The organism is Curtobacterium sp. MCPF17_011 (assembly GCF_003234145.1).
GTDB lineage: Bacteria > Actinomycetota > Actinomycetes > Actinomycetales > Microbacteriaceae > Curtobacterium.
In genome coordinates this window covers 37,903-54,481 of sequence record NZ_QKSK01000011.1, presented here as the reverse complement: position 1 = coordinate 54,481, position 16,579 = coordinate 37,903, and the positions used below count along the sequence as shown (strand labels likewise).

Genomic DNA, 16,579 nt, shown 5'->3' with positions numbered 1-16,579 from the left:
TGCTGGACCTCCGATCGCGGACCGCGACGGATGCGGGTGGGGCGTGTCAGACGGTGAGGGGGTCGGGGGCGTGTCCGACGTGTGCGACGTGCTCGCCGTGGTGTTGGCGGGCGCGGCGGCCGTGCAGGAACGCCCCGGTGCCCATGAGGGTGAGGCCGAGCGCCGTCCATCCACCGAGGATCAGCCACTGGAGCGTTGAGTTGACGTCGGGGAAGTAGGAGATGTCACGGATCAACCGGGTCCCAGCTCCCGGCGGGAACCACTGCCCGATCGTTCCCCACGGTGCCGGAAGGAATGAGGTGGGGGTAGCAGCCGAGGAGATCGGGTTTGCGAAGAGGAGGAAGAGCACCGGCCCGGTGCTCACCCCGATCCGACCGATGAGCGTGGAGGCGCCGAGGATGGTGCCAGCGATGGAGCTGAGCGCGAGGGCGAACGCTGCGGCGTTCTCCAGGTACGGGCCTTGCAGGATCCCGAACCAGCCCTGCAGGATGCCGGGGATCGCGAGTCCGCCAGCGAGGGCGTAGACGATCAGGCCGGTGAGTCGCCGGAGGGTGCCGTGGACGAGGAAGACGAGGAAGATCCCGCCGAGCATCCCGCCCATCACGAGCGGGAAAGCAGCGGCAACGAGGCCGCCGCCTGACGAGTCGTCGTCGGAGAGGGGCACCACATCGGTGACCTTCACCGTCGGCATCGACGTTGTTGACCCTGCCGCCTGCGCTGCGGCCGCGACGGACTGCTCCTGGAGCTTCGCAGCGAGCGTGTTCATGACCTGCGCCACGGCCGGGCTCGCGGCGGGTGCGGTGAGCACTTCCGGTGCGCCGGAAGCGGAGAGGATCACGGCTCCGTAGACGTCGCGGTGCTTGATCAAGTGGACTGCGTCCGCACGGTCGTCGGCGCGCCGGACATCGAACGTGTCGTTGCCCTTCGTGAGCGCGGTGAACACCTGGCTGGTCTGGGCTGCGGGTCCGGCGAGGGCGATCGGGATGTCGCGTGCTTCGGTCGTGCGGGTCGGCCAGGTGAACGCGATGACGACGAGGGAGACGAGCGCCGCGACGAGCACGCCCATCGTGATGACACGGCGCCAAGGCGTCGGTTGGGGAAGCGGAGCAGGAGTGCTCATGGATCGCTCGTTTCTCTGCAAGGGAAGTTGCCCTGGCAGCGCCGGCAGGGGTGGACCGGAAGCGAGCGTAGGCACTTCTGACCAAGAAAGCAACGCGCGTTGATTTATGGTCGTGCGACGTACACTGGCCGCATGTCCGCCACCGCAGGAGCAGCAGGGTCGTCTCGCCCGCGGGGGCGTCGGCCCGGCGAGAGCGGGACGCGGAAGGCCGTCCTGGACGCTGCGCGGCTGCGGTTCGCCGCTGACGGGTACACGGGTGCGTCGATCCGGAAGATCGCCACGGACGCCGGAGTTGATGCTGCGTTGGTGATGCGGTTCTACGGCTCGAAGGACGACCTGTTCGCGGCAGCGATGGTGATCCCTCCAGATGCCGCGCAGGCGTTCAGCGAGGCGCTGGACGGGCCCCTGGACGGGATCGGTGACCGCCTGGTCCGTGCGTTCCTGCGCCTCTGGACCGATGAGGACGCTGCCGCGCCGTTGCTGGCGACGTTCCGGTCAGCGGTGACGAACGAGCAGGCGGCGGCGCAGCTTCGGGCGTTCATCCGGGCACGCCTCTTGGAAGTGTTCGTGCCCCGTTTCCCGGACGTTGTCGACGCTCCGTTGCGGGCGACGTTGGCGTCCTCGACGCTGCTCGGCGTCGTCGTCGGGCGGCAGATCGTCGGGATCGACGCGCTGGTCGATGCGGAGTTCGAGGACATCGTGGCGATCCTGGCGCCAGTGGTGCAGCAGATCCTCGTACCCTAGATCGTGCTCTCGCCGCCGCGGGTCACCCTCGCCGGGAGGCTCGGGACCCTGCGCGGAGCCACGTGTGCGACGGCGGTTCGAGCGGCCCGCCATCGACGCGGAACGACTGCAGCATGTACTCAGCGAACCGCTTCCACGCCATCGGCGCGGACCGCTGGGTGCCACGGATGAGTCCGGCGGTGGCGTGCTGCAGCATGAACAGGTCTGATTCGTCGAAGTCCGCCCTGACGGTGCCGGCGTCCTGAGCGCGTTGGACGAGGAGCTGCGTCGCGAGGAGTGCGCGCTTCGTCTCAGCCCGGAACAGTTCCGACCCGAGCCCCGGCGACAGGATCACGTCACTGAACGCAAGATCCTCCGCCTGCTGCCCCGTGATGAACAACACGTACCCGGCAAACGCTTCCCACGGCTCCCTCTGCGCACGCTCGGCAGCAGCCTCGGCTTCATCGGCGAAGCGCCGCATCTTCTCCTCGAACACCACGCTCACAAGAGCCTCGATGGTCGGGAAGCGACGGTAGATGGTGCCGACACCGACGCCTGCCTGCTCGGCGATGTGCTCGAGTGTGACAGCCGTTCCCTCTGCCGCGAAGACGCTCCCAGCCGCGCAGATGATGGCCTGCCGGTTGCGCTCGGCGTCGGCCCGGAGCGGGCGGGCTGTGGTGTCCATGCACTCATCCTACCGTTTGTGGAATAGATCCTCCAGTTAGGCTATTGTCGATAACCGGAGCGAACGCTCCACTCCACGTTGCAGAGAGAAGCAGTCATGAAGGTCGTCGCGTTCAGCGAGTTCGGTGCCGCCCCGGAGGTCACCGACATCGAGGTGCCCCAGCCCGCCGCCGGCGAGGTCCGGGTCAAGGTCCACGCAGCATCGGTCAACGGGTTCGACCTGTCGGTCGCCAGCGGGCGACTCGAGGGCATGATGGAGCACCGCTTCCCCGTCGTCCTCGGCAAGGACTTCGCTGGCGTCGTAGACGCGGTCGGCGAGGGTGTCGACACCTTCGTGGTCGGCGACCGCGTCTTCGGCGTCGTCACGAAGGACTTCCTCGGCGATGGGTCCTTCGCCGAGTACGTCACCGTCCCGGTCGCTGTCGGCATCGCGAAGCTGCCCGAGAGCATCGACTTCACCGAAGCCGCCGGTCTCGGCCTCGCCGGCACCGCCGCCGTTGACGCGTACGACGCCGCCGCGATCCAGCAGGGTGAGACGGTCCTCATCGCCGGCGCCACGGGCGGCGTCGGCCAGCAGGCCGTGCAGCTCGCCGTCAAGGCCGGTGCTGTGGTCATCGCGACCGCGTCCTCCGACGAGGAGAAAGCCCTCGTCAACGGTCTCGGCGCCGCGCACACGGTCGACTACAAGGGCGACGTCACCGAGCAGGTCAAGGCCATCGCCGCCGACGGCGTCGATGTGGTCCTGAACTTCGCTGGCGACCCGACCGCCGCGGTGCAGTCGGTCAAGGCTGGCGGTCGGTTCGTCTCGACGCTCATCATGTCCGCCGACCAGGTGCAGGCCGACGGCGTGCAGGTCTTCCCGATCTACGCGACCCCCTCGCAGGGGACCCTCGAGCGGTTGGCGAAGAACCAGGCCGAGCAGCACACCACGGTCACCGTCCAGCAGGTCTTCGACCTCGACCAGACGAGCGACGCGTTCGCCGCGTTCGGGGCCGGCACCCTCGGCAAGCTCGTCGTCACCATCAACTAGCCCCACCCACCGCAGGGACCAGGCTCGCCCGAACGCCTGGTCCCTGCCCCCCTCTCGTGCACGCAAGGAGTGCCCCATGGAACTCGGTGTGTTCTCCCTCACCGACATCAGCCCGGACAGTGACGACACCGCCGTCAGCCGGATCGACGACATCATCAGCTACGGCGTTCTCGCCGAGCAGCACGGCCTCGACGTCTACGGCATCGGTGAGCACCACACCCGCGCGTTCGCGGTTTCCTCGCCCGCCGTCGTGCACGCCGCGATCGCCCGCGCGACCAGCCGCATCAAGCTGACGACGACCGCGACGATCCTCACCGTCCTCGACCCGGTCCGGGCCTACCAGGACTTCGCGACGCTTGACCTGATCAGCCACGGCCGGGCCGAGATCGGTGCTGGCCGGAGCGCGTTCGCTGAGCCGTTCGCCCTGTTCGGTGAGGACATCGCTGAGTACGACGCGATCTTCGCCGAGAAGCTCGATTTGCTCCTCCGCCTCCGCGACGAGGAACGGGTCACCTGGAACGGCTCGTACCGCCCGGCGCTCGTCAACGCCGAAGCGAACCCGCAGCCCACCGGGGAGCTGCCGATCTGGGTTGCCGTCGGTGGCACCCCCTCGAGCGCGGTCCGCGCCGGGAAGCTCGGCCTCCCGATGGCGCTCGGCCTGATCGGCGGCACCCTCGACCACGCCAAGCGCCTCATCGACGTGTACCGGAACGCCGGTCGTGACGCCGGCCACTCGGACGAGGCGCTCACGGTCGGTATCACCAGTCACTTCTACGTGGGCGAGACCCGCGACAGAGCACTCGACGACTTCTTTCCCTACTACCACCGGTACCTCTCGCCGGAGACGAACGGCGGTCGCGGCTTCTACGTCGACCGCGACCAGATGCTGCACCTCGCAGCACGCCGCGGTGCTTTGTTCGTCGGCGGCCCGCAGGAGATCGCGGAGAAGATTCTCGACCTTCACAGCGAGCTCGGCGTCGACCGGTTCCTCGGCCAGGTCGACCTCGGGGGCATGCCGCACCAGATGGTCCGCGACTCGATCACCCGGTTCGGCGACATCGTCGCCCCCGCCATCCACTCCATCGTCCCCACGCACCAGAAGGTCTCCGCATGAGCACCGTCACCGTGTTCGGCGCAACCGGCGCCATCGGCTCCCTCACCGTCGACAACCTCCTCGAGGCCGGCCACGAGGTCGTCGCCTACGTCCGCAACCCCGCCAAGGTGCCCTCCCGGTGGGATGAACGTGTCCGCGTCATCATCGGCGAGATGTCCGACGCCGACAAGATCGACGAAGCCGTTGCCGCCGGCGACGTCGTCGTCAGCGCCCTCGGGCCCTCCATGGATCGCAAGGCCACCGGTCTGCCCCTCGTCGACGGCACCGCGCACATCATCAGCGCGATGCGCGACCACGGCGTCACCCGGTACATCGGCCACGGCACCCCGAGCATCCTCGACCCCCGCGACAAGCCGACCATGCTCACCCGCACCGTCGGGTTCATGGGCCGCACGTTCCTGCCGCGCGCGTACCGAGAACTGATCGGCATGACCGAGCACATCCGCTCCGCCGGGATCGACTACACGATCGTCCGGTTCTCCGCCCCGAACGACAAGCCCGCAACGGGGAAGATCCGCGCCGGGTTCTTCGGCGCCGACAAGATCGGCATGGCCATCACCCGCGGCGACATCGCCGCGTTCACCGCCGCACAGGTCGACGACCCCACCTACCTCCGCGCAGCCCCCGCGATCAGCAACTGACCCAGCGAACGAACGAGAACACACCTCCACCATGGACATTGCACTCTGGATCGTCTCCGGCTTCCTCGCCGTCGCCTACATCGCAGCAGGGGCCATGAAAGCCCTCCGTCCCAAGGAGCAGCTGACGAACCTGCCCTGGACGCAGGAGTACAGCGCCGGCACCGTCAAGTTCATCGGCATCGCCGAAGTCCTCGGCGGACTCGGCCTGATCCTGCCCTGGCTCACCGGTATCGCCCCGGTCCTCACTCCGATCGCCGCATCGGGATTGGTCATCGTGCAGATCCTCGCGATGGTGCACCATTTCCGCCACAACGAAGCCAAGTCCCTGCCGATCAACCTCGTCCTGCTCCTGCTCGCCCTGTTCGTCGCCGTGTTCCGCTTCACCGCCCTCTGACCTCGAAACTGACTATGACCACATCAGCCGTCCCCGCACGGGGCGCCGTCGGCATCATCGGTGCCGGGAAGTCCGGCACCGCCATCGCCCGCCTCGCCCTCAGCGCCGGGTACCGGGTACAGATCGCGTCGTCCGGAACCGTCGAGGACACCGAGCTGATGATGCAGTTCGTCGCCCCCGGCGTCGTGACGACGGACGTCGAGCACGTTGCTGATGGCACCGATTTCGTCGTCATCGCCGTGCCCCTGCGCCGCTTCCGGGACCTGGACCCGGAGCGCTTCGCCAGCCGTACCGTCGTGGACGTCATGAACTACTGGCCGCCGATCGACGGCGTCCTTGCTGAGTTCGAGGACACCGACCGGCCCTCCAGCGTCATCGTCCAGAACGCACTCCCGACGACCACAGTGGTGAAGACGTTCAACCACCTCGGCTACCACCAGATGGAAGACCTCGCCACCCCCTCCGGCACGGCAGGGCGCATCGCCCTCGCCGTCGCCGGGAACGATGAACGTGCCGTCGCGACGGTGATGCGCTTCGTCGACGGCGTCGGCTTCGACCCCGTCGACGCCGGCCCGCTGGAGGACAGCGCGTTACTCCAGCCTGAGACTCCGGTCTTCGGCGCCGCACTGGACCGTGCCACCTTGACGGCCCTCCTCGCGTCGCGCACGCAAGCAGCCTGACCTTCTCCACCGCCCCAACGAAAGGAACCAACCGTGACCATCGCGATCTTCGGCGCCACCGGCAAGCTCGGCGGCGACGTCCTCAACTTCCTCACCGAGCGCGGCGTCCCCGCGCGCGACGTCCTCGCCCTCGGCCGGAACGCCGACCGCCTCGCCGAACTCGAAGGCCAGGGCTTCCAGACGGCTCAGATCGACCTCGACCAGCCAGAGGGCCTCGCCGACACCCTGCGGGGCGTCGACACGGTACTGCTGATCTCCACCGGCGACCCCGGGCAGCGTCTCCCGCAGCACGTCAACGCCGTCGACGCCGCGAAGGCAGCCGGCGTCAAGCACCTCGTCTACACGTCCGCACTCGAGGCGCCGACGACGATCCTGATCATCGCCGGCGAGCACAAGGCGACCGAGGAGTACATCACCGCCTCCGGCATCCCCGCCACCTTCCTGCGAATGGGCTGGTACACCGAGAACCACGTCCAGGACTTCGAAGCCGCCCGCACTCGCGGGGTCATCGCGAACAGCATCGGCGACGGCCGAATCTCCAGCGCCACCCGCCGCGACCTCGCCGAGGGCGCCGCCGTCGTGCTCAGCACCGAGGGGCACGAGGGCAAGGCATACGAGCTCTCGGGTGATGTCGCCTGGACCTACACCGAGTTCGCCGCCGCAGCAGCCGAGGTCCTCGGAACGCCGGTGCGGTACGACGCGCTGACGTCCGAGCAGGAGCGGGAGCAGCTGCTCGCCGCTGGCCTCGACGAGGGCACCGCCGGGTTCGTCACCCTCCTCAACGCGAACATGCGCGACGGGGCAATGGCCGCAACCACCGGCGACCTGTCCCGGCTCATCGGCCACCCGACCGAGCCCCTCGCCACCACCCTCACCACCTGGCGCTGATCCGATGACGCTTCGCTCCGCCGTGGTGTCCCCCCGCAGACGGGTGTTCAGCCGCTCGAAGTCGGGCACGAAGTGGTACCACTGGGCACTGGCACCGCTCGCCGGCGCTGTGCTGTCAAACGCTGTGCCGCACTTCGTGAACGGCATCTCCGGTAACCCGTTCCCGACGCCGTTCGCCAAGCCGCCGACCGTGGGTTTGTCGTCCCCCGTGACGAACACAGCATGGGGACTTTCCAACGCGGCAGCAGGGTACGCGTTGCTGCGAGCAGCTCGAGCTCGAACCAGGGGCAGCGTCCTGTTCACCGTGCTCACCTTCGGCGGTGCACTCGCGTTCAGTGTCTTCCTCAGCCGAACCGTCAGTGCCCAGCTCCCACCGGTCGTGCGCCAGCGCCAGGCATAGCCCTCAGAAGAAGCCCTACTCCCCGCGGAGTAGGGCTTCTTCTCGTTCCAGATCATGAAGCACTGCCATGTGATCACATCTCGATCCGCGGCACCGTGAGATGGTGAACCGGTGAACGAGCAGACACGACGTAGCCGGGGACGCCCCGCGGTGTCCTCGCGAGCGGACATCGAACGCGCAGCGATGGCGCTGTTCGCGGAGCACGGTTTCAGCGCGACCACGATCCCCATGATTGCTTCCGCGAGCGGCGTCAGCCGGACCAGCGTCTTCCGTTACTGGGGATCAAAGTCCGACATCGTCTGGGCCGAATTCGACGAGCACATCGCGGCGCTGGCTCAACTCCTGACCGACCGGACCGACACCGCGGACGCAACGATGGACATTGTCCGCCGCTCGGTCGTCGAGAACCTGGACCGTTCAATCCACGCCTCGTCGTTGTGGCGCGAACGGTTCACCCTCATCGACTCGTCTGACGAGCTTCGCTCCGAAGAAGCACGACGTTGGCTCGCCTGGGCGTCGGTGATTGCCGACTTCGTGGCGCACCGACACGCAATCGATCCCGCAGACCCGGTCCCGCAGAGCGTCGGAGGAGCGGTCCAGGGGGCATTTGTCGCCGTCCTCCGTGCCCAACTGAGCGGGCCGAGAACCGACACGGTGCTGTCGGCGCTCGACCACGTTCTCAACGATGTCGGCTCCCTCATCCAGGGTTGGCTCTACACGAAGACCGCGCTGGGCACGAACACTCCTCACTAGCCTTCGAAGAACGTGTCAAGCGTGGTTTTAGGCACTCAGTACCAGTAATGTGGAACCTGCCGCCGTCGGTCTCTTCCGGACGATGACGACTCGGCACCGCACATCGTCGTGCCGAAGGACATCCACACAAGGAGCACCACCACCATGGGCAAGCTTGAGGGCAAGGTCGCCATCATCACCGGAGCCGCGCAAGGCATGGGAGCCGCGCACGTCCGACGTTTCATCAAGGAGGGAGCGAAGGTCGCGCTGACGGACGTCAACGAAGCTGGCGGGCAGGCACTCGCCGACGAACTGGGCGAGAATGCCTTGTTCATCAAGCACGACGTCACCTCCCTCGACGAATGGCAGGCGCTCGTCGCAAAGGTCGAGGAAGCCTGGGGACCCATCAACATCCTCGTTAACAACGCCGGGATCCTCGGCCCCATCGCGGACGTCGTCGAAATCGAACCGGAGGCGTACCTCAAGGTCATCGCCGTCAACCAGCACTCACAGGTCTGGGGCATGAAGACCGTCATCCCGTCGATGAAGAAGGCCGGCGGTGGCGCGATCGTCAACATCTCCTCCACGGCCGGCATGGTCTCGATCGTCGGTGCTCCGAGCCTCGCGTACGTCGGCAGCAAGTTCGCCTCCCGCGGTATGACCAAGCAGGTCGCCGTACAGTTCGGGCCCGACAACATCCGAGTGAACTCCGTGCACCCCGGCTACATCAAGACTCCGATGATGGAGATGGCTACCGACTCCGACGGTGGCGGCATTGCCGACGCCGTCCCGATCCGCCGCATGGCCGACCCGGACGAGGTCTCGAGCCTCGTGCTGTTCCTCGCCTCGGACGATTCGTCCTACATCAGCGGTATGGAGCACGTCATCGACGGCGGCCTTACCGCCTCCTGACGTCTCTCACCGCGGTCGCGCGGCGCACGGCTTATCGCCGCTCCGCGCGACCGCGACCGCGCTCGCGTCTTGTGACAAGGCTCCGTGCCATGTTCCCTCGAATGAGGGCTGCCCTTCACTTCAACAGCACCGGGGCGGACCGGGATCGACGTGGCTCTCCCGGTTCGTACCCATGCCGGCCATCACGGCTGAAGGAGCCGCCGTGTCATGGTGAGGAGCGCTTTTAGTGCGTCGGGCGGCGCGCCGTGTCGCCATGCGAGCATGACCGTCACCGGTAGTGCGCTGGGGACGAGCCAAAAGGTCAAGCCGGTGCACGAGTGTTGTGCCCGGGTCGCTTCGGTCGTCATGCCGACGGCACGCCCGCCGGCGACGATGGTGAGCCAGTCGTCGACGTGCCGGTTGTCGCGGAACCCGCCGGGGCGGGCGTCCCCGTGGCGAGCACGATCCCATTACTAGCACCCGTCATGACAACGGTCGTGTCCTCAAGCGTGTACGCCTGCCTCTGCACTGCGTCCTCCGTTGGATGACAAGCGTCCCGTTCGAATCGCCGATGCCGTCAGACCTGGGCGAGACCACCGTCAGCGAACAGCTCGGCACCGGTGACTGCGGACGAGGCCTCCGAGGCGAGGAACGCAATGGCGGTGCCAATCTCGCGTGGCTGCAGAAGCCTTCCGAGCGGAGAGCCCTCGCCCATGCTGGTCACGGTGGCGTCCACCTGGTCTTCGCCAATTGCACCTGCCAGTGCGGAGCGGAGAGACGGGGTGTCGACAGCGCCGGAGGTGAGGACGTTCACGCGGATGCCGGTGCCGCGCAGCTCGAGGGTCCATGAGCGAACCATGCTACGGAGCGCGGCCTTCGCGCCGCCGTAAAGGCTCATCCCCTCGCCGGCCTTCACCGACGCGGTCGAGCTCACGATGACGACGGTCCCGCCGTCGGTCATGTGCGGGATCGCGGGCTGCACCGTGAACAGGACGCCCTTAACGTTGGTGTCGAAAATGTTGTCGAACTGCGCCTCGGTGATCTTGCCCAGCGGGTTACTGTCGCCGACCACCGCGTTCGCTACGACGATGTCGACGTGACCGAAGCGCGCGACGACCTCGGCGTACGCCTCGGTCATCGACGCCTCGTCACGCACGTCAGCGACGATCCCGATCGCCTCCGAACCGAGCTCGTTCACGGCGGCAGTCAGCTGGTCTGCGTCGAGCCCCGTGATAGTGACCTGCGCGCCCTGCGCAATGAACTCCTCGGCGACGCCGAACCCGACGCCTTGACCGCCGCCCGTGATGACCGCGACCTTGCCCCGCAGTGGCGTTCCGTAGTTGACCATGTCTTCACCCATTCGCGCGGCTGCTCGCCACTGGCGGACCACCACAGTAGTATCTGAAACGGACAATCGTCCGGAAAGAACAGTAGCGGACAAGTGTCCGCTTGTCGAGGAGACCAGTGCGAGCCGACGCAGCAGCGAACAAGGCGAAGATCGTCGACGCCGCTCGACGCGTCCTCGAGTCGGGTGTCGCACCGGGGATGGCCGCCGTCGCGCGCGCGGCTGCCGTGGGACAGGGCACGATCTACCGACACTTCCCCACCTGGGAGGACCTGGTCATCGAGGTCCACCGCGCGGACATGAATGAACTCGCCGCCGCCGCCCCAGGCCTTCTCCGGGCCCATCCCCCCGTTGAGGCACTTCACGCCTGGCTGCGGATGCTCGCGGACTACGGACGACTGAAGGACGACACCAGTGACGCCATGACCGCGGTCCTACACGAAGCGCTTGGACGTGCCGTGCAGACGCCGGACCTCGGCGCGCTGCGGACCCTGCTCGCGGCAGGTCAGGCGGATGGGTCAATCCGTTCGGACCTTTCCGCGGAGGACGTTTTCCTGCTGGTCGGGTTCCTCTGGCGGCTCGACCGCGCACCGGATCGCACAGCGCGCGCTGAACGGATGCTCGATGCGGTGATGCGTGGACTGCAGGTTATCGACAGTGGCCCCAGCGCCGATGAGCGGACAGACGAAAGCGCGGAACGGGTTACAGGTTCCGAAGCCCTCTGATTACGGATTGGCGATCGAGACAAGGCGCGCAACGGATTGCTGCCAGGACAGCGCCATTGACCGCCGCTCGTCATTCGGTCCCGTGCTCGGCGAAGCGGCTCTCACGCTCGGATCAACCGCAGTTCTCATCACAGCGGCGGCAACAGCACATGCTGCACTGTGACTGCTAGCCATCCCGCGCCGAGCACGACTCAGCGACGGTGCGCGCAGTGGCAGCTAGCACCACGAGACCGCGGCGACTGACTCAGGTCTCAGTCGTTCACGTGCCTACTCAGCGCACGGGAGCCCGGCGCAAATCGTTGCCAAGACCAACGATTACTGCTACGTTGCCACTCCGAACGTTGGCAAAGCCAACGTTTTCCATGAAGGAGTCATCGTGTCGAATCTGCTTGTTCCTAATCTCGGTGCACACCGAGTCCTCGTTCCTGGCGGCACTGGCGCCGTCGGTGAGGGCGTCGTTCGTGCGTTCCTCTACGCGGGCGCGGAGGTGATCGTCCCCACCCGGTCCGAGGAGCGCTCGCAAGAGTTCCGGGACGTCCTCGGCGAGGACGCCACGGAGCACCTGCACTTGATCGTCCATGACTACACGTCCTTCGCCGGTGCGCAGGACCTCGTCGAGCAGGTCGTACACTTCCGCGGCGGTCTCGACTCAGTCGTGGCACCGATCGGCGGCTGGTGGCAGGGGCGCACCCTTGCCGAAGTCACCGAAGGGGACTGGGCTTCCGCGTTCGTCGACCTCGCGACCACCCACATGGCGGTCCTCCGGGCGGCGTTGCCGCACCTGAGCGACGCGGGTGCTTACACGGTGATCGTCGGCGACTCCGCGACGTGGCCGGTACCGACCAGCGGACTGGTGAGCATGGAGCAGGCGGCACTGTTGATGATGCAGCGCGTGGCTGCCGCCGAGAGCGGTGCGTCACGTCGAGTGTTCTCGCTCATCCTCGGCCAGGTCACGAGCCGCTTTGCCGAAGGGACCGTGGACGTCGCCGATGTCGGCCGAGTGGCAGCGGCGATTTCTGGCAGCACCGCGCCGAGCGCATCCTTCGGTGTGCACAACGCTGACGAGGCGTTCGCGGTGCTGCAGGAACTGGCTGCGGGGCGAGAGGCGTGATCCTCGTCACCACGGGCGGAAAGGTCGGGTCGGAAGCTGCGAGGCTCCTCGCGGGCGCTGGGCAGGAGACACGCCTCCTCGTCCGCGACCGCACCGCTCACGAGGACGCCGAACAGCACGGAGTTCAGCTGCACGTGGGTGACCTCGACGACCCGTCGTCGATCGCCGCCGCCGTGCAGGGGGTCAAGGCGATCATTCTCGTGACGTCCCCGTCGGTGCGGCAGGAGACCGCGGTCATTGATGCTGCAGTTGCGGCCGGCGTGGGGCATGTCGTGAAGATCACCGCCGATTCGTCGCCCGACTCGCCGATCGCGCGCCGTCGCGACCACTGGGCCATTGAGCAAGCCCTCATCGGTTCAGCCGTCGATTACACGCTGCTCCGGGCGAATGCGTACATGCAGAACTTTTTCGCGTTGGCACCGTCCATCGCGTCGGGTTCACGGTTCTCATCACCGGCCGGCGACGGCCGGATCGGAATGGTCGACGCCCGGGACGTCGCAGCGGTGGCTGCGACAGTCGCCGCGGATCCGAAACCGCACTCCGGCAAGTCGTACCGGCTCAGCGGTCCCGCCTCGCTCTCGTACGACGATGTCGCGGAGACGCTGACGTCGCTCCTCGGGCGTGAGGTGACGCACGACCGGATCACGGTTGACGAGCAGGAGGCGGCGCTGGTCCGGATCGGCCTGCCCGCTCCAGTGGCCCGCGCCAACGCGCAAGCGCTCGGCCTCTTCGCCGAGGGCGATTCCGACTGGGTCAGCGACGACGTGCAGCGGATCCTGCGTCGTCCGGCGACCCCGTTCGCCGAGTTCGCGGGCGCACATCTGGCAGCGTTCGACGCCTCGCGCTGAGGGATGATCCGGAGTCTCCTTTGGGACACGGAAGGGGCCGACGCGGAGCAATCCGCACCGGCCCCTTCTCTTCGGTCAGAGCTCGTCGATGAGAGCTTCGAGTCGGAGCTCGCCGTCGCGGGTCTGCATGCCGGCGAGGAGCAGCTTGTGCGCGAGCTCCGCGGCGTCGGCGGTGAAGAGCGGGCCGAGCAGGGCGTTCTCGGTCGCGAGGCCGGCACGGGTGACAGGGTTCGGAACGGCGTTCACGGCGTTCTTCACCGCGGAGACGATCTCGGGCTTGAGGCTGCCGATGCGGGTCGCCAGGGCGCTGACGAAGGCGTCGATCTCCTCCGCGGGGAGTGCGCGGTTGACGAGGCCGTACCGCTCGGCGAGTTCCGCGTCGACGAGCTGCGCACCGAGCAGGAGCTCGAGGGCGCGCGCACGGCCCACCAGGGACGTCATGTACTGGGTTCCGCCACCCCCGGCCATGATGCCCATGAGCACCTCGGGCTGCGCCTGGCCGGCCTTCCCGATAGCTGCGAACCGCATGTCCAGAGCCATGAGGAACTCGTTCCCGCCGCCACGGGCGAGGCCGGTGAGCTTGCCGATCGTGATCTGCGGCAGCGATCGGACTTCCTCGTGCACGACCTGCATGAGGTTCAGATCAGCGGGGAACTCCGCGTCGGGGTTCGCTGCCACGGTCGCCGCTCCGGCAGCTGCCATGACCTCGGGCTGGGTGATGAACTTCGTCTCGCCGTGAGCGATGAAGATCTCCGGATCGGCGCTGTCGAACACGATGACCCGCACGTCAGCGTCGTTGCGTACCTCGGCGACGAACCGGCGGAGCGAGGGCAGCAGCGTCCCATCGGAGAGGTTGAGGGGCGGATTGTCGATCGTGACGGTCGCGACACCACCGGTAACGGCGACTCGGAGGGCGGGCAGGTCATAGGACATGAGAACTTCTTCCAAGAGATTGAACGCGACACCATCTGTGACACTGAGTGTCACGTTAGACGCCTAGCGTCGCGCATGCAAGTGAGGTGCGCGGTCGTACACTCGGTTCATGGACGGCATCAGTACGCGAGCCATCGGTCGTGCGGCGATCCGAGACGAGCTCGGCAATGTCGCGCTGCAGCGATTTCTCGATGCCGGCTTCGAGCCCGTGACCTTCGACGATCTCGCCGGTCGAGCGGGCGTCTCCCGGAGCACCTTCCTGCGGTACTTCGGCAGCAAGGAGGAGGTGGTCCTCTACGTCTTCGACGCGCTGGAAGGGCAGATGGCCGCAGCACTCGCGGCTCGGCCGGGCACGGAGGGCGACTGGACGGCCCTCCGGGCAGCCGTCACTCCCGCCGTGGCGTTGCTGGAGGACGACGCGGTCAACGGCTTTGCTCGGATCCGGCTCGTCTGGTCGACGCCCGCGCTCTCGGCCCGCCTGCACGAAAAGCAAGCAGGTTGGCGGCCGGCACTGGTGGACATACTTGCTGAACGCGCCGCAGCTGGCACACCGGTCATCACCCTGCGGACGCGGGTGATGGCAGCCCTGGGTTGCATCATGGTGGCGTACGACGGCTGGGTCGAGAGCAGCGGAGCGGCGCAGTTGGCTTCTCTCACGGACGACGCCTTCGCAGCCCTGGCGCCGCGGAACTGATTGTTGGTACAGCCAACCGCTAATGTTGGTGCATGACGTCCTCGAACCGGCCACCGGCCGCCCTCCGCCGTCTCGTTAGCTGGCAAGCGGGACGCGTCGCGACGATCGGTGCCCGCCTGACCGCGCAGCAGATGCCGCTCGAGGCGCGATCGGACTACGCCGTGCTCGCCAGCCTCGACGAATACGGGCCCCTGAGCCAAGCGGACCTCGGGCGTGTGCTCGGCCTCGACCGCAACAACGTCAACGGCATCGTGGTCCGACTTGATACCGGCGGGGAGGTCACGCGCAGCCCTGACCCGAGCGATCGACGTCGCAACGTCGTGACCATCACGCGTGACGGACGCTCTCGGTTCCAAGAACTGCAGGAGCACGCCGCAGTGGTACAGCAAGAGCTCCTAGCGAGCCTCGACGAAGTCGACCGCGACACCCTCGTCAGGCTGCTGGACACGGTGCTCGCCCACCACCCGTCACAACCCGCCTGACGAGGAACACGGGTCGCGATGCGACGAGTGTCCCGGAATCGGGGCCGCTCAGTCGGGCGCGCCCCGCCTTGAAGTAGACGGGGCGCTCCTTCGTTTCCTGCCGGACTGGCGCTACCCCTTCTGCTGGATAGTGCCCAAGGGTTCCGCGCGGGACGCGAACTGTTGCTGAGCAGTCGGCCAAGCATCCCCCTTCAGACCGAGCTGGGTCAGCAGGTACGCCGCGGTGAGCGTTGCCACGGCTGTCACCCGGGTGGGGTTCTCATCGGTTGCTTCAGCGGTGTCGTACCCGGAGATCCCGCCGAGGATGTGGCCGGCGCCGAACATCGTCACGAGGACCTTCGGACCATTGGAGAGGCGGTAAGGGTCGGTGAGCCACGTGGGTCCTTCGGTGTTGAGGACCTCGGAGGTGTCTTCGTCCCCGACCACGACGATGGCAGGCGCCGTCATCGTGCTGAAATCGGTCGTCTCGAAGAAGGGCAAATGTGACGCCGCAAACGGTGTGAGGACATCGCCACCACGACCGGGGGCGGCGAGCACGACGCCGGCGCGGATCCGGGTGTCGCGGAGGTCAACGCGAGAACCGTCCTGCGGGTCGTCGAGTTGTGTTCCGAGCAGTAGACCGGCGGTGTGACCGCCCATGGAGTGCCCAGCTACCGCGATCCGCTCCCGGTCCAACCGTCCGCGCAGGTGCGGGACCGCGTCTTCGATGTCGTCGAGGTGATCGATGATGAAGGACATGTCCTCAGCGCGAGTACGCCACGCCCGGGCCGTCTCCGGGTCGCCGGGAGCCCGGTGGAACGTCTTCGAGTCGAGGTGAGTCGGCTGGATGACGGCGAAGCCCTGTTGCGCCCACTGGGTCACGAGGGGCGCGTAGCCGTTGAGTGACGAGAGGTTGTTGGACGCACCGAGCCCGTGGGACAGCAGGATCACCGGGAGTGGTCCGTCAGTCGCTGGTGCCGTCACGCGGAGCTGTAGCTCGGCGGCGCGCTGCGGCGCAGGCAGCACCACCGGCGCAATGGACGCAACCTGAACGACGGGCCGTCCGCTCCTGATCGTCGTCGCTGCTGGGGTCCGTGGTGTATCCATGATGTCCTCCGTCGGCCCGCCCTGGCTTGCTGCTCGGGCGAGCAGGGAGCGGATCGGG

At 67.3% G+C, this 16,579-nt stretch carries 19 protein-coding genes; 14 read left to right on the top strand and 5 right to left on the bottom strand.

Going from position 1 to position 16,579, the window contains the following annotated elements:
* Positions 1 to 46 precede the first annotated feature (46 nt).
* A complete protein-coding gene (locus DEJ25_RS13525; protein ID WP_146240692.1) occupies positions 47 to 1,120 on the bottom strand; it encodes an ABC transporter permease in 1,074 nt (357 codons plus the stop codon).
* A 132-nt stretch (positions 1,121 to 1,252) separates the two neighbouring features.
* Between DEJ25_RS13525 and DEJ25_RS13520 the strand changes: the two genes are divergently transcribed.
* A complete protein-coding gene (locus tag DEJ25_RS13520; protein ID WP_111045006.1) occupies positions 1,253 to 1,864 on the top strand; it encodes a TetR family transcriptional regulator in 612 nt (203 codons plus the stop codon).
* A gap of 22 nt (positions 1,865 to 1,886) precedes the next feature.
* On the opposite strand, the gene DEJ25_RS13515 is transcribed toward DEJ25_RS13520, so the two are convergent.
* Positions 1,887 to 2,528 (bottom strand): TetR/AcrR family transcriptional regulator, encoded by a 642-nt coding sequence (locus DEJ25_RS13515; RefSeq protein WP_111045005.1) that lies wholly within the window; start codon positions 2,526 to 2,528, stop codon positions 1,887 to 1,889.
* Positions 2,529 to 2,624: 96 nt separating this feature from the next.
* Here DEJ25_RS13515 and DEJ25_RS13510 point away from each other — a divergent pair, with 96 nt between their 5' ends.
* The 8 genes from DEJ25_RS13510 to DEJ25_RS13470 all read left to right on the top strand — a co-directional run bounded on the left by DEJ25_RS13510 (position 2,625) and on the right by DEJ25_RS13470 (position 9,318).
* Complete coding sequence (locus DEJ25_RS13510) at positions 2,625 to 3,557, top strand: NADP-dependent oxidoreductase (protein WP_111045004.1); 933 nt, start codon at positions 2,625 to 2,627, stop codon at positions 3,555 to 3,557.
* Positions 3,558 to 3,633: 76 nt separating this feature from the next.
* Positions 3,634 to 4,671: an LLM class flavin-dependent oxidoreductase gene (locus tag DEJ25_RS13505; protein WP_111045003.1), complete on the top strand. Its 1,038-nt coding sequence runs from the start codon at positions 3,634 to 3,636 to the stop codon at positions 4,669 to 4,671.
* On the top strand, positions 4,668 to 5,312 hold the full coding sequence (locus DEJ25_RS13500; protein ID WP_111045002.1) for an NAD(P)-dependent oxidoreductase: 645 nt from the start codon (positions 4,668 to 4,670) through the stop codon (positions 5,310 to 5,312). Before DEJ25_RS13505 ends, DEJ25_RS13500 begins: the two co-directional genes overlap by 4 nt.
* A gap of 31 nt (positions 5,313 to 5,343) precedes the next feature.
* Positions 5,344 to 5,706 carry a DoxX family protein gene (locus tag DEJ25_RS13495; protein ID WP_111045001.1) on the top strand — a complete coding sequence of 121 codons (363 nt, stop codon included), beginning with the start codon at positions 5,344 to 5,346 and terminating at the stop codon, positions 5,704 to 5,706.
* Positions 5,707 to 5,720: 14 nt separating this feature from the next.
* Positions 5,721 to 6,386 (top strand): NADPH-dependent F420 reductase, encoded by a 666-nt coding sequence (locus tag DEJ25_RS13490; protein ID WP_111045000.1) that lies wholly within the window; start codon positions 5,721 to 5,723, stop codon positions 6,384 to 6,386.
* Between the two features lie 33 nt (positions 6,387 to 6,419).
* Positions 6,420 to 7,274, top strand: coding sequence for an SDR family oxidoreductase (locus DEJ25_RS13485; RefSeq protein ID WP_111044999.1), 855 nt, complete (start codon positions 6,420 to 6,422; stop codon positions 7,272 to 7,274).
* 511 nt (positions 7,275 to 7,785) lie between these two features.
* The gene (locus DEJ25_RS13475) at positions 7,786 to 8,427 is read left to right on the top strand and encodes a TetR family transcriptional regulator (RefSeq protein WP_146240691.1); all 642 of its coding nucleotides are present in this window, start codon (positions 7,786 to 7,788) and stop codon (positions 8,425 to 8,427) included.
* Positions 8,428 to 8,571: 144 nt separating this feature from the next.
* Positions 8,572 to 9,318: an SDR family NAD(P)-dependent oxidoreductase gene (locus DEJ25_RS13470; protein ID WP_111044997.1), complete on the top strand. Its 747-nt coding sequence runs from the start codon at positions 8,572 to 8,574 to the stop codon at positions 9,316 to 9,318.
* A gap of 556 nt (positions 9,319 to 9,874) precedes the next feature.
* Here the strand turns inward: DEJ25_RS13470 and DEJ25_RS13465 are convergent.
* Entirely contained in the window at positions 9,875 to 10,657 is a 783-nt protein-coding gene (locus DEJ25_RS13465) for an SDR family NAD(P)-dependent oxidoreductase (RefSeq protein ID WP_220033222.1), read from the bottom strand.
* 104 nt (positions 10,658 to 10,761) lie between these two features.
* On the opposite strand from DEJ25_RS13465, the gene DEJ25_RS13460 reads away from it, so the two are divergent.
* From DEJ25_RS13460 to DEJ25_RS13450, 3 genes are all read left to right on the top strand, one after another.
* Positions 10,762 to 11,367 carry a TetR/AcrR family transcriptional regulator gene (locus DEJ25_RS13460; RefSeq protein WP_181427447.1) on the top strand — a complete coding sequence of 202 codons (606 nt, stop codon included), beginning with the start codon at positions 10,762 to 10,764 and terminating at the stop codon, positions 11,365 to 11,367.
* Between the two features lie 376 nt (positions 11,368 to 11,743).
* A complete protein-coding gene (locus tag DEJ25_RS13455) occupies positions 11,744 to 12,478 on the top strand; it encodes an SDR family oxidoreductase (RefSeq protein ID WP_181427446.1) in 735 nt (244 codons plus the stop codon).
* On the top strand, positions 12,475 to 13,326 hold the full coding sequence (locus DEJ25_RS13450) for an NmrA family NAD(P)-binding protein (protein ID WP_111044994.1): 852 nt from the start codon (positions 12,475 to 12,477) through the stop codon (positions 13,324 to 13,326). Before DEJ25_RS13455 ends, DEJ25_RS13450 begins: the two co-directional genes overlap by 4 nt.
* A gap of 75 nt (positions 13,327 to 13,401) precedes the next feature.
* Here DEJ25_RS13450 and DEJ25_RS13445 read toward each other — a convergent pair whose 3' ends face one another.
* Positions 13,402 to 14,259: an enoyl-CoA hydratase/isomerase family protein gene (locus DEJ25_RS13445; protein WP_111044993.1), complete on the bottom strand. Its 858-nt coding sequence runs from the start codon at positions 14,257 to 14,259 to the stop codon at positions 13,402 to 13,404.
* A gap of 109 nt (positions 14,260 to 14,368) precedes the next feature.
* On the opposite strand from DEJ25_RS13445, the gene DEJ25_RS13440 reads away from it, so the two are divergent.
* Entirely contained in the window at positions 14,369 to 14,953 is a 585-nt protein-coding gene (locus DEJ25_RS13440) for a TetR/AcrR family transcriptional regulator (RefSeq protein ID WP_181427445.1), read from the top strand.
* A 32-nt stretch (positions 14,954 to 14,985) separates the two neighbouring features.
* Positions 14,986 to 15,435, top strand: coding sequence for a MarR family winged helix-turn-helix transcriptional regulator (locus tag DEJ25_RS13435; RefSeq protein ID WP_111044992.1), 450 nt, complete (start codon positions 14,986 to 14,988; stop codon positions 15,433 to 15,435).
* A gap of 111 nt (positions 15,436 to 15,546) precedes the next feature.
* Here DEJ25_RS13435 and DEJ25_RS13430 read toward each other — a convergent pair whose 3' ends face one another.
* Positions 15,547 to 16,521, bottom strand: coding sequence for an alpha/beta fold hydrolase (locus tag DEJ25_RS13430; protein ID WP_111044991.1), 975 nt, complete (start codon positions 16,519 to 16,521; stop codon positions 15,547 to 15,549).
* Between the last annotated feature and the right edge of the window lie 58 nt (positions 16,522 to 16,579).

Coding starts and splice junctions, on each gene's coding strand:
- DEJ25_RS13440 (WP_181427445.1), top strand. CDS start 14,369: ATGGACGGCATCAGTACGCGAGCCATCGGTCGTGCGGCGATCCGAGAC.
- DEJ25_RS13490 (WP_111045000.1), top strand. CDS start 5,721: ATGACCACATCAGCCGTCCCCGCACGGGGCGCCGTCGGCATCATCGGT.
- DEJ25_RS13520 (WP_111045006.1), top strand. CDS start 1,253: ATGTCCGCCACCGCAGGAGCAGCAGGGTCGTCTCGCCCGCGGGGGCGT.
- DEJ25_RS13500 (WP_111045002.1), top strand. CDS start 4,668: ATGAGCACCGTCACCGTGTTCGGCGCAACCGGCGCCATCGGCTCCCTC.
- DEJ25_RS13470 (WP_111044997.1), top strand. CDS start 8,572: ATGGGCAAGCTTGAGGGCAAGGTCGCCATCATCACCGGAGCCGCGCAA.
- DEJ25_RS13465 (WP_220033222.1), bottom strand. CDS start 10,657: ATGGGTGAAGACATGGTCAACTACGGAACGCCACTGCGGGGCAAGGTC.
- DEJ25_RS13515 (WP_111045005.1), bottom strand. CDS start 2,528: ATGGACACCACAGCCCGCCCGCTCCGGGCCGACGCCGAGCGCAACCGG.
- DEJ25_RS13435 (WP_111044992.1), top strand. CDS start 14,986: ATGACGTCCTCGAACCGGCCACCGGCCGCCCTCCGCCGTCTCGTTAGC.
- DEJ25_RS13525 (WP_146240692.1), bottom strand. CDS start 1,120: ATGAGCACTCCTGCTCCGCTTCCCCAACCGACGCCTTGGCGCCGTGTC.
- DEJ25_RS13430 (WP_111044991.1), bottom strand. CDS start 16,521: ATGGATACACCACGGACCCCAGCAGCGACGACGATCAGGAGCGGACGG.
- DEJ25_RS13510 (WP_111045004.1), top strand. CDS start 2,625: ATGAAGGTCGTCGCGTTCAGCGAGTTCGGTGCCGCCCCGGAGGTCACC.
- DEJ25_RS13495 (WP_111045001.1), top strand. CDS start 5,344: ATGGACATTGCACTCTGGATCGTCTCCGGCTTCCTCGCCGTCGCCTAC.
- DEJ25_RS13445 (WP_111044993.1), bottom strand. CDS start 14,259: ATGTCCTATGACCTGCCCGCCCTCCGAGTCGCCGTTACCGGTGGTGTC.
- DEJ25_RS13505 (WP_111045003.1), top strand. CDS start 3,634: ATGGAACTCGGTGTGTTCTCCCTCACCGACATCAGCCCGGACAGTGAC.